12 protein-coding genes are annotated in these 10,069 nt (G+C 56.8%); 7 read left to right on the forward strand and 5 right to left on the reverse strand.

The features are described from left to right. The first annotated feature begins 189 nt into the window (after window positions 1-189). The gene (locus tag RHM59_RS13775; protein ID WP_322167426.1) at window positions 190-723 is read left to right on the forward strand and encodes a ferritin-like domain-containing protein; all 534 of its coding nucleotides are present in this window, start codon (window positions 190-192) and stop codon (window positions 721-723) included. A gap of 88 nt (window positions 724-811) precedes the next feature. Here the strand turns inward: RHM59_RS13775 and RHM59_RS25530 are convergent, their stop codons facing one another. The 4 genes from RHM59_RS25530 to RHM59_RS13790 form a co-directional block, all read right to left on the reverse strand. Further along, complete coding sequence (locus tag RHM59_RS25530) at window positions 812-1,078, reverse strand: bacteriocin immunity protein (RefSeq protein ID WP_369124943.1); 267 nt, start codon at window positions 1,076-1,078, stop codon at window positions 812-814. After that, on the reverse strand, window positions 1,018-1,353 hold the full coding sequence (locus tag RHM59_RS13780) for a bacteriocin immunity protein (protein WP_322224378.1): 336 nt from the start codon (window positions 1,351-1,353) through the stop codon (window positions 1,018-1,020). Before RHM59_RS13780 ends, RHM59_RS25530 begins: the two co-directional genes overlap by 61 nt. Then, window positions 1,353-1,541 carry a bacteriocin immunity protein gene (locus tag RHM59_RS13785; protein WP_322184231.1) on the reverse strand — a complete coding sequence of 63 codons (189 nt, stop codon included), beginning with the start codon at window positions 1,539-1,541 and terminating at the stop codon, window positions 1,353-1,355. The genes RHM59_RS13780 and RHM59_RS13785 overlap by 1 nt, the downstream gene beginning before the upstream one ends. Window positions 1,542-2,203: 662 nt before the next feature. Next, window positions 2,204-4,270 carry an AsmA family protein gene (locus tag RHM59_RS13790; protein ID WP_322224380.1) on the reverse strand — a complete coding sequence of 689 codons (2,067 nt, stop codon included), beginning with the start codon at window positions 4,268-4,270 and terminating at the stop codon, window positions 2,204-2,206. Window positions 4,271-4,634: 364 nt separating this feature from the next. Between RHM59_RS13790 and RHM59_RS13795 the strand changes: the two genes are divergently transcribed. From RHM59_RS13795 to RHM59_RS13820, 6 genes are all read left to right on the forward strand, one after another. Then, window positions 4,635-4,898, forward strand: coding sequence for a hypothetical protein (locus tag RHM59_RS13795; RefSeq protein WP_322224382.1), 264 nt, complete (start codon window positions 4,635-4,637; stop codon window positions 4,896-4,898). Window positions 4,899-5,020: 122 nt separating this feature from the next. Continuing rightward, window positions 5,021-5,653, forward strand: coding sequence for a TetR family transcriptional regulator (locus RHM59_RS13800; RefSeq protein ID WP_322167420.1), 633 nt, complete (start codon window positions 5,021-5,023; stop codon window positions 5,651-5,653). A gap of 150 nt (window positions 5,654-5,803) precedes the next feature. Next, the gene (gene ureE, locus RHM59_RS13805; protein ID WP_322224383.1) at window positions 5,804-6,304 is read left to right on the forward strand and encodes an urease accessory protein UreE; all 501 of its coding nucleotides are present in this window, start codon (window positions 5,804-5,806) and stop codon (window positions 6,302-6,304) included. Continuing rightward, window positions 6,301-6,975, forward strand: a complete 675-nt coding sequence (locus tag RHM59_RS13810) for an urease accessory protein UreF (RefSeq protein WP_322167417.1) — start codon at window positions 6,301-6,303, stop codon at window positions 6,973-6,975. Before ureE ends, RHM59_RS13810 begins: the two co-directional genes overlap by 4 nt. Before the next feature lie 65 nt (window positions 6,976-7,040). Beyond that, a complete protein-coding gene (ureG, locus tag RHM59_RS13815) occupies window positions 7,041-7,658 on the forward strand; it encodes an urease accessory protein UreG (RefSeq protein ID WP_322167416.1) in 618 nt (205 codons plus the stop codon). Between the two features lie 186 nt (window positions 7,659-7,844). Continuing rightward, window positions 7,845-8,981 carry an AGE family epimerase/isomerase gene (locus RHM59_RS13820; RefSeq protein WP_322224385.1) on the forward strand — a complete coding sequence of 379 codons (1,137 nt, stop codon included), beginning with the start codon at window positions 7,845-7,847 and terminating at the stop codon, window positions 8,979-8,981. A 101-nt stretch (window positions 8,982-9,082) separates the two neighbouring features. Here the strand turns inward: RHM59_RS13820 and RHM59_RS13825 are convergent, their stop codons facing one another. After that, window positions 9,083-9,847, reverse strand: a complete 765-nt coding sequence (locus RHM59_RS13825; protein WP_322167413.1) for an SDR family oxidoreductase — start codon at window positions 9,845-9,847, stop codon at window positions 9,083-9,085. Window positions 9,848-10,069 lie beyond the last annotated feature (222 nt).

Consider the following 10,069-nt stretch of genomic DNA (forward strand, 5'->3'; position numbering starts at 1 on the left):
AGCGGTGCTCCAAACAAAAAGCCTGAAGCCGCGCGCCTCGGGCTTTTGTGTTTTCTGTAGGCCCTGCGATAAAACTTTCTCGCGCCTCATCACTCACAACTAGGTACCGATCATGCCGGAGCGACCGTTGATCTTAGACGGGCGGCTTATAGAGCAAGACGGAAACCGGATTAGCCCTGGAGATGAATGATGAGCGATGTGCAGCAATTAACGGATGTGAATACCCTGCGCCAACGCGCGCGTCAGAATGTGGAAAACGGTGCCGTGACCGAGGGTTACAGCGCTGACCGCGAAGAAGTGGTCCGTTTACTCAACGCATCCCTGGCCACTGAGTTGGTCTGCGTCCTGCGTTACAAACGTCACTACTACATGGCCACCGGCCTGAAAGCGCACGTGGCCGCCGAAGAGTTTCTGGAACATGCGGGGCAAGAAAACGAACACGCCGACCTACTCGCCGAGCGCATCGTGCAGCTGGGCGGCGAACCGGAATTTAACCCGGACCTGCTGTCGAAAAACTCCCACGCGCAGTACGTTGCTGGCAACACGCTGAAAGAGATGGTCTACGAAGACCTGGTCGCCGAGCGAATCGCCATCGACAGCTACCGCGAAATTATCCAATACATCGGCGAACAAGATCCGACATCACGACGGATCTTCGAAACTATATTGGCGCAAGAAGAAGAACACGCCGATGACATGGCCGATCTTTTGAAAGATATGTAAGTGCTTTAAAAAGCGACGCCCAGTTGGTTTTCGTTGATCGAAGATAACTGGGCGTTTTTTTGTGTTTGGGATAGTGCCTTCGGCCGACTCAGAAAGGTGATTTAAAACTTGGTAATCCGTGAGCTGAGCACCACGTATGGATACTCCGGACGACCCCTTCAGCGGGGCTATCTGCACCCTCTTCAGGGTAGTAAATCAAGTCGGAGCCTCCAGCGTCTGCTGCCAAGCTGTTGAGATGAACGATCAACTGAGCTTGAAAGTCCTCGGACCCCTCACAGTCCTTTATTGCTTGAATCACTTTCGCGAACTGGTATTCGGTGTAATCAGAAAGCTCGTTCTTGAATTCCACCCACACCTCCGAAAAGAATTAAAAGGCCGGTTTGAACCCAGGAAGACGGTTTTCCTCGCGCCATTTTTTACGGTCTCAGTGATACTTGCTGGTGTGCATTCTTCGCCAGACTCCGGGTAGTAAATCAAATCCATGCCGGCGGAGTGCCCGGTCAGTTTTTCAAATTGGAGCAGTAACTCATTTAAACGAGCGTCATTTCTGTCAGCATTGTTCTCTTCGAAAATTGTTTCCACGAACTTCATGAACTGAAACTCGGTGTAATCCGAGAGGCTATTTTTCATCAGAAAGCCGACTTGAGACCTGGTACGCCATTGGCCAGGCACCACGTCTGATTCTCTTGAACGACACCTTCCGGGGACTCATCTGCACCTGGCTGCGGGTAATACAAAAGGTCTGACCCGGCAGGGTGAAGGAGCAATTTTGTTGAAATGGAATAACAACTCGGCATGTCAACTTTCTGTTTCAACATCCTCAATCGCTTTTATAAGCTCTTTAAATTGATATTTGGTGTAATCAGAAATTGCGCCCTTGAGATCCATCTCTGCGTCTCCTTATGATTCACTGACGAAACTCCCTGAAATCAAGGTGAGACGTTAATGTTTTCGCGGTGAATAATCTTTAGGACGAATCTGAATCTGTCGTTCGATCAATCATCAAAGGGTCTTATCAAATACCGTATAACTCATTGAATTATCCATATTAAAGTGTAGGAGCGCGCTTGCCCGCGATGGGCCCGGGGCCGCGCTCGACCGGAGCGTTCCTAACAGGTCGACCCGGTTCCAACTGAAAGATAAAGTGGCTGGGTTTACGACTGCTACGCAGCCGCTCGCGGGTAAGCGCGCTCCTACAGTGGCCCTGTGTTTGCTGCGCGACAGCGCGGCATCGAAAACATAGCGGCCCCTCTATTAAAAGCTGTGGGAGTTGGCTTGCCAACGAAAGCGTCAATGCAGGCGGCCCAGGTTTCAGGTCGACATCAGCGGCGTGACTAAGGGCCTCTTCGCAGGCAAGCCTATTCCCCCACAGGATTTGTGGCTGCTTGCTATCAACCGGTCAATAAAACCCCAGAGCCGTGCCGGCCTCGCAGCCTTCGGCAGCGCCTAAAAAACAATGTGCATTTCAAATCGCTTTAACCTACTTCACCGTTTTCGGTGCCTTACCGGCTTTCATCTGTTCCAGCAACGGCGCGCATTGGTTGGGTTCACCGCCGCTGGGTGCAACCAAGGCCAATAGCCCGGCTGCGGGTCCCATTACTGCACCGAGCAGCACCATGCCCGCGCCACGCAGGATCAATGGGCCGGACTGTACGCCCGCGTCGGGTTTGCCGAAGGTGCCGCGTACGTACAGCGGCGAACGCAGGGAGAACACGCGGAAGCCTTTGGATTCTGGGTTGATCTTCAGGTCCAGTTGCTCGCTGCTGAAGTTTGCGGTGCCGTTGATGTAGACGATGGCGTTTTCGGTGTCAAAGACGAACAGTTTGGTGGTCGCCAAGCCGTCCTTGATGCCCATGTCGGCCGCGGCACAGTTGATTTTCACTTCCTTGTCGCCAAACATTTTGCCAACCACGTAGTTGCCAACGTTGAGCCCGGCGATTTCCATCAAGCTGCGGCTAATGGCGCCGTCATTGACCAGCATTTTCAATTCACCATTGGATGTGCCCAGCAGCGCCGACACTGAATTCCCCCGGCCGCTGAGGTCGGCGTCGCCATTCAATTCACCGAAGCTGGTTTTCATCGGCTCAAACGTCGGGAACAACTGCTTGAGCTTGAAGTTGCGGGCCGTGATTTTTGCTCGCCCTTGAAGCGGTGTGGAGCGGCCGTCCAGCCGGATGTCGGCGTCCAGTTTGCCGCCGGCCACGCCAAAGCGCAGCGGTTGCAGGTTGAGTTGGCCGTCATCGAGTACGACGTGGGTATACAGGTCGGTAAACGGCAAGCTGGCGCTCTGGACGATTTTCTTGCCGGTAAACTCGACGTCGGCATCCATGACCCGCCAACGATCGGTGTGAAACTCCTCCACCGGCAGCACTTTGCCTGCGGGCTGTTTGCTGTCGCCGCCGCGTTTTTTCTGTGCGGCATTGGAGTCGGCGCCAATCAATGGCGCCAGGTCAGTGAACAATAGCTGCTCGGACACCAGCGCGCCGGTCAGCTTCGGGCGCGGCTGGCTGGCGACGTAACCAAGATCGCCGTGGATGTCGCTGTTGCCGATCTTGCCGTTGAAGCCTTCATAGCGAAACGACGCCCCAGCGGCATCGTGCAATTTCGCGATCAAGTGGCCATCGGTGGAGTATGCCGGTGAATCCGGCAAGTTAACCCCCGTCAATGGGTACAGATTGCCCAAGCTGCTGCCCGCCAGCTTCAGGCGTAAATCCAGCGCGCCTAGGTTTTCAGGGTCAGTCAGGGTGCCGGCCACCACAATTCGGGTGTCGGCGATTTGCACGTCGGCCTGGACCGGGAATGGCTGCCCGGCATCTTTAAGCGCCAGCAAGCCACCGACTTTGCCGTTGCCGCTGAGTTTTTGATCGTGGTACTGGCCTTTAACGGTCAGGGCGAACGCGTAGTCCTGCGGCGCGGTGCCTTTGTCCTGGGCTTTCTTCGCTTCACTGGTGCCAACGATGTCGCTAAACGGGATCGGTCTGCCCAATGGGTCGATTACCAAGTCCAGCTGGGTTTTCAGGCTTTGGTCGTTGAGGCTCACCAGGCCTTTGTCGAATTTGATCGCGCCGATGTCCAGTACCCATTTCGACGGTTCGGCGTTGGGGTCGGACGGGGGCAGATCAAACGTCCAGTTGGCTCGGCCATCGGCCAGACGCTCCAGTTTGGCGTTGGGCGCGGTCAGGTCGATTCTGGGGATCACCACTTGATGCACTAACAATGGCAAGGGCGCCAGGCGGAATTCGACCCGTTTAAGGGTGACCATCTGCGGATTCTTCGACCAGTCAGGATTACCCAGGGTCAGGTCTTCGGCGATGAAGTGCGGCCACGGCAACCAACCCCGCCAGCCGTCTTGATCGGGCTCACGCTGCCACAGCACGGCAAGGTTGCCGTTGATCGCAAAGGGCCGATGCAAAGCGTCGGAGACTTTTTCGTTAAGCGTGGGTTTGATTCGGTTCCAATCAAACGTGACGATCACAATGGCCAGAATGGCCACTAGCAGCACAAAGATGATGCCCGTCCAGTTAACAATTTTACGGCGACGCGTCATTACATGACTCTCCAGATTTCTTCTACTTCCTGCCAGCGATGGCGCATCTGCCCTAAGCGTAGACGGTTGGACTATTAGAGCTTTGTCCTTCGACTGGAAAAAACGCCGCAGGTTTTGATCAGGATGAAAATAAGCTGAAACGACCCCGTAGTCACCGGGATAGACGCCCTCGACAGGGGCAAATAAATCTTGAAATCCCCAAAGCAGGGCAAAATCAATTCGACACAGGCCGCGCGGGTCAAGGGCTGTGGCGACGAATCAATTTCATCGATTGTTAGAATCATTTTTGCGAACTTTCATATCGACATCCCAAGAGTAAGATGCGCGCCTCAAAGTTTTAATGCCCTACCGTGGAGCACCTCTCATGAAACACCCACTGCTGCTGAGCCTGTCCCTTTCTTTGCTGGCGTCCTCCGCTTTTGCGATGCCAGCCAGCGAACAGGCACTCTCAGCTCAGGCCAAACCAGCCTCGGCAGCCCTGTTTAATACACTGTCTGAAGGCGGTTCTGATCACGCCATCAAACAGAGGGGCCGCATCGCCGACACCGGCCGTTTGATTCAGCAATACCAGCGCGTAGCTGAAGGCGGCGCTGATCGCCTGCTCGAACAGCATCGCCGCGATAGCTGAGTGCTCGACGCTCATTCATAAGCCCGGCTGATTGCCGGGTTTTTGCTATTCAGCGTTTGCTTCGCGCAACTACAGCGCATTTGTTAAAGTGCCGCGCAGTCCCCCCTCAGATGTCACCCACCATGCTGCCCCGTGCCGAACAGAAACAACAAACTCGCCATGCCTTGCTCGACGCCGCCCACAGCTTGATGGCGAGCGGCCGTGGATTTGGCAGCCTGAGCCTGCGTGAAGTCGCGAAAACCGCCGGAATCGTACCGACCGGGTTCTATCGGCACTTCGAAGACATGGACCAACTGGGCTTGGCGCTGGTCTCTGAAGTGGGTCAGACCTTTCGCAAAACCATTCGCCTGGTGCGTCACAACAAATCCGTTGTGGGCGGCATCATCGAAGGCTCGGTGAAAATATTTCTGGAAGTGGTGGGTGCCAACCGTTCGCAGTTCCTGTTTCTGGCCCGCGAACAATATGGCGGCTCGCTGCAAGTGCGCCAAGCCCTGGGTGCCCTTCGTGAAGGCATCAGCGCCGACTTGGCTGCCGACTTGGCGTTGATGCCCAAGTTGCAACATCTGGACGCCGACGATTTATCAGTGATGGCTGACCTTGTGGTCAAGAGTGTGTTCGCCATGCTCCCGGAACTGATCGACCCTCCCGCAGAGACCCTCGCCGATCACCTCACCCCCCGCGCCAAAATTACCCAGCAATTGCGCTTTATCTTTATCGGCGCCAACCACTGGCAAGGGCTTGGCAGCACCGAGTGACCCCAACCGGTGCATCCGCACAATCAACGCACCAATCCGGAACATTCGGTTACTCTGCGTTTAAGCGCCGTCGCCCGCTGTAGGCGCATTCCCATATTGGCAAGCCCCTTGCTCTAACTACTCCATCGAAATCTGGCTGGAAGCATGCTGATGCTGGTGATTCACCGAAGAATAGATTCACGCACCGAATGGGCTGCCGAACTGCATTTGAACTTCGAGGCGCGCAGCAAAAGCCGCCTTCGTTGCGTCACTGCCGAGGGCGAGGACGTCGGTCTGTTCCTTGAGCGCGGCCAACCACCGTTGCGCGATGGCGAATGCCTGCAAGCGGAGGACGGACGTATCGTTCGTGTTTGCGCGCGACCTGAGCAATTGATGCACGTGACCTGCAGCAATACCCACGAGCTAACCCGCGCGGCCTATCACCTGGGCAACCGACACGTTGCCCTGCAAGTGGGCGACGGTTGGTTGCGCTTGCTGGACGATTACGTGCTCAAAGCCATGCTTGATCAACTGGGTGCCACCACCGAAGCCATCGAAGCGCCCTTTCACCCTGAACACGGTGCGTATGGCGGTGGCCATCATCACTCTCGGCCCGGTGAAGAAGATTTCAATTACCCACCGCGCCTGCATCAATTCGGCGTGCGCACGTGAACAACGCGTGGGCGCTGCTGCGCTTGGCCAGCCCGCAGTTGCCGATTGGTGGTTACAGCTACTCGCAAGGTCTGGAAATGGCAGTCGAGAACGCACTGGTCAATGACACCCGCAGCGCCGGACGCTGGATCGGCGATCAACTGCTGCTCAATCTGGCCCGCTTTGAAGCCCCGTTATTGCTCGCGCATTGCACGGCGGCGGCCGAGGACGATTGGGCGCAGTTGCTGCAACTGAGTCAGGAACACCGCGCCAGCCGGGAAACCCGCGAGCTGTTTCAAGAAAGCCGGCAGATGGGCTATTCCCTGCACCAATTGCTCAGCGGGCTACCCGAGTTGGACGCCCCCGCACGAACCTTTTTAGAGCAATTGCCTGAGCCGCATTTCGCTTTGGGCTGGGCCTTGGCTGCCCGTGCGTGGGGGATTAGCCCGCAAGACGCCCTGGCCGCCTGGTTGTGGAGCTGGCTGGAAAACCAATTGGCGGTGTTGATGAAAACCCTGCCGCTGGGCCAGCAAGCCGCGCAACGCCTGACCAGCGAGTTATTGCCGCTATTGCAACAGGCGCAGCAGCACGCGTCGAACATCGACCCGATACATTACGGCAGCGCGGCGTTTGGCTTGTCGCTGGCGAGCATGGGCCATGAACGTCAATACAGCCGCCTGTTTAGGTCCTGATCTTTTTTTATACAGACCCTGCTCAACCATTGGCCGAGAGCCATCACCGCTCACTGGAGAACGTTATGAACAGCCAACCTCTGCGTATTGGCATCGGTGGCCCGGTCGGTTCCGGCAAGACAGCCCTGACCCTGGCGCTGTGCCTGGCCCTGCGTGACCGTTACAACCTGGCCGTGGTCACCAATGACATCTACACCCGTGAAGACGCAGATTTTCTGGTGCGCAACGAAGCCTTGGCGCCTGAACGCATCATCGGTGTTGAAACCGGCGGCTGCCCGCACACAGCGATTCGCGAAGACGCTTCGATTAATCTCGAAGCGGTAGACCAGTTGAACCGGCGCTTTCCAGGCCTGGACGTGATCATTGTTGAATCGGGCGGTGACAACTTATCCGCGACGTTTAGCCCTGAGCTGTCGGACCTGACGATCTACGTGATCGACGTGTCTGCCGGTGACAAGCTGCCGCGCAAGGGCGGGCCAGGCATTTGTAAGTCCGATTTGCTGGTGATCAACAAAGTCGACCTGGCACCGCTGGTGGGGGCATCTCTGGAAATGATGGACCGCGATACCAAGAAAATGCGCGGCGAGAAGCCGTTCGTGTTCAGCAATCAGAAAACCGGCCTCGGGCTGGAACAGATCATCGCGTTCATCGAGCGCCAAGGCCTGCTGACTGAAGCGGCTTGATTGCCTCTGTGGGAGCGAATTCATTCGCGAAGGCCACGACGCGGTATTGCTGACAAACCGCGTCGCCCGCTTCCCGAATAAATTCGGTCCTACAGAAGTATCTGCGGCGCCGCAGCAACTTGTTGGCGAGCCGTTTCTTCATTGCGTTACCATGTCGCGCAAACGCCCTTGCCGTGACGCCAGCCGATGCCCGATGTTTCCAGCTCCGCCTCTCAGTCTGAACTGACCGCCGTATTCGCCGCCATCCAGCTGCATTTTCAGCAAGTCATCGTGCCGCTTTGGCTTGGCCCTGGCTGGAATTCGCAGTTGGCGCTGCCGTATGAAGCGGTGGATGCCCATCATCAGCCATTGCCGCCTCAGCGTTACCGCGCCATGGCCTGTGCGCGTCAGCTGTATTTGTTTTCCAGCTTGATCGACCAACCTGCCGTGCCTGAAGCGAGAGGTCGTGCAGCGGCGCTGTTTCGGTCCCTGCAGCAGCATTTCCACGATGCCGAGCACGGCGGCTGGTTCTACAGCATCGACCCGCAGGGTAAGCCGCTGGATCAGCGCAAAGACCTGTACACCCACGCCTTCATCATTTTCGCCTGTGCTCATTACTGGGCCAAAGTGCGCGAGCCGTTGGTGGAATCAGTGCTCAACGCCGCGCTCACGGTGGTTGCCGAACGCTTTGCCGACGGCACCGGGTTGTATGAAGCGAGCCTCGGTCAGGACTGGTCATCGCTAGGCAGTGGCCCGTTGCAGAACCCGTTAATGCACTTGGCCGAAGCCTTTCTCGCGACCGTGTCAGTCCGTGAAGACAAGCCTACCCAAGCGGCATTGGCGCCATTGGTCGACGCCATGCAGCAGCGTTTCGTTGATCCGGTACACGGCGTGATGCTAGAAAAACCGCTGGGCGCTGTGGATAACTGGTTCGAACCCGGTCATCAGTTTGAATGGTTCTTTTTGTTGGCGTCTTCGCCGCTGCTGCGTGACAGCCCTTTGCATGGGTCATTGACCCGAGCGTTCGATTACACCGAGCAACAAGGTGTCGATCCGCTGACCGGGGCAGTTAAGGCGACGCTGGACGTTGATGGCACTGCGCGCGACGGCACCCAACGCATTTGGGCACAGGCGGAATACTTGCGGGCATTGGCGTTGCGACCTGACAGCGACCAAGCATTGGCTCAGCAGTTGAAGGCGTTGCAACAGCGCTTTCTGCACCCGACGGGTTGGCATGAATGTCTGGACGACCAAGGCAACGTCAGCCGCAGCGACATGCCATCGACCACGCCCTACCATCTGGCGACCTGCTATAGCGGGTTGGCGGGGTATTTCAACCGCTGAAAAACTTCGCGAATGAATTCGCTCCCACAGGTTTTTTTTACGGACACAAAACCCTGTAGGACCGAATTTATTCGGGAAGCGAGCGACTCGGTGTCGCTGACTCAGCCGCGCGTGCGGTCAATCGCAAAACCAGCCCAGGTCTGGCTGACCGGCATCAATTCCAGGCTGTTGACGTTGACGTGCGCCGGGGTGTTCATCAGCCAGAAAATCGTGTCGGCGATGTCTTGCGGCTGGATTGCTTCGGCACCCGCGTACGTGGCGTCATAACGTTCTTTGTCGCCCGCGAAACGCACCAGCGAGAATTCGCTTTCACACAGTCCCGGCTCAAGGTTGGTCACCCGCACGCCGGTACCAATCAAATCGCAGCGCAGGTTCAACGAGAACTGCTTAACGAATGCTTTGGTCGCGCCATAGACGTGGCTGCCCGGATACGCGTAGTTGCCGGCGATTGAACCCAGGTTGATGATCGCCGCACCACGCCCGTGAGCGATCAGGCGCGGCAACAGCAAACGGGTGGTGTACATCAGGCCTTTGACGTTGGTGTCGACCATGGTGTCCCAGTCGTCCAGATCGCATTTCGGCGCCGGATCAACACCCAATGCCAGACCGGCGTTGTTGATCAACCCGCGAATGGTCGCGAATTCAGCCGGCAAACCGGCAATGGCGCTCTCCATGGCCGCACGGTCACGCACGTCCACCACCAGGCCATGGACCTTGGTCTGTTTCGACAATTCAGCGCACAGCGCATTCAGGCGCTCTTCACGACGACCCGTCAGCACAAGCGACCAGCCAGCTTCGGCAAATTTGCGGGCGCAGGCTTCGCCAAAGCCGGAGGTGGCACCGGTAATGAATACAGTGGACGTCATTTCTTTCTCCTGATGCAGCGCTAAAACAAGCACAGCCATGATTACGATAAGGGCAACAGACCGGCAGAATGCCCGGACGGGTGTATGACCAGCAAGCGTCGGATGCGTCGGCGCCCGTCGTTTGCAGCTGTACGAAAAACACTCTATTGGCGCAAAGCCATAGCCCGTATGGGCTGCAACGAGTTTTACCCACCTTATCCACAGCACCGCCCACAGTCTTTG

The sequence above is a fragment of the Pseudomonas sp. MH10 genome (assembly GCF_034353045.1).
Lineage (GTDB): Bacteria > Pseudomonadota > Gammaproteobacteria > Pseudomonadales > Pseudomonadaceae > Aquipseudomonas.

Excerpts from the sequence above, each read along its gene's own strand:
- RHM59_RS13775 (WP_322167426.1), top strand. The coding sequence starts at position 190 with ATGAGCGATGTGCAGCAATTAACGGATGTGAATACCCTGCGCCAACGC.
- RHM59_RS13780 (WP_322224378.1), bottom strand. The coding sequence starts at position 1,353 with ATGAAAAATAGCCTCTCGGATTACACCGAGTTTCAGTTCATGAAGTTC.
- RHM59_RS13820 (WP_322224385.1), top strand. The coding sequence starts at position 7,845 with ATGCCCGATGTTTCCAGCTCCGCCTCTCAGTCTGAACTGACCGCCGTA.
- RHM59_RS13800 (WP_322167420.1), top strand. The coding sequence starts at position 5,021 with ATGCTGCCCCGTGCCGAACAGAAACAACAAACTCGCCATGCCTTGCTC.
- RHM59_RS13785 (WP_322184231.1), bottom strand. The coding sequence starts at position 1,541 with ATGTTGAAACAGAAAGTTGACATGCCGAGTTGTTATTCCATTTCAACA.
- ureG (WP_322167416.1), top strand. The coding sequence starts at position 7,041 with ATGAACAGCCAACCTCTGCGTATTGGCATCGGTGGCCCGGTCGGTTCC.
- RHM59_RS13795 (WP_322224382.1), top strand. The coding sequence starts at position 4,635 with ATGAAACACCCACTGCTGCTGAGCCTGTCCCTTTCTTTGCTGGCGTCC.
- RHM59_RS13790 (WP_322224380.1), bottom strand. The coding sequence starts at position 4,270 with ATGACGCGTCGCCGTAAAATTGTTAACTGGACGGGCATCATCTTTGTG.
- ureE (WP_322224383.1), top strand. The coding sequence starts at position 5,804 with ATGCTGGTGATTCACCGAAGAATAGATTCACGCACCGAATGGGCTGCC.
- RHM59_RS13825 (WP_322167413.1), bottom strand. The coding sequence starts at position 9,847 with ATGACGTCCACTGTATTCATTACCGGTGCCACCTCCGGCTTTGGCGAA.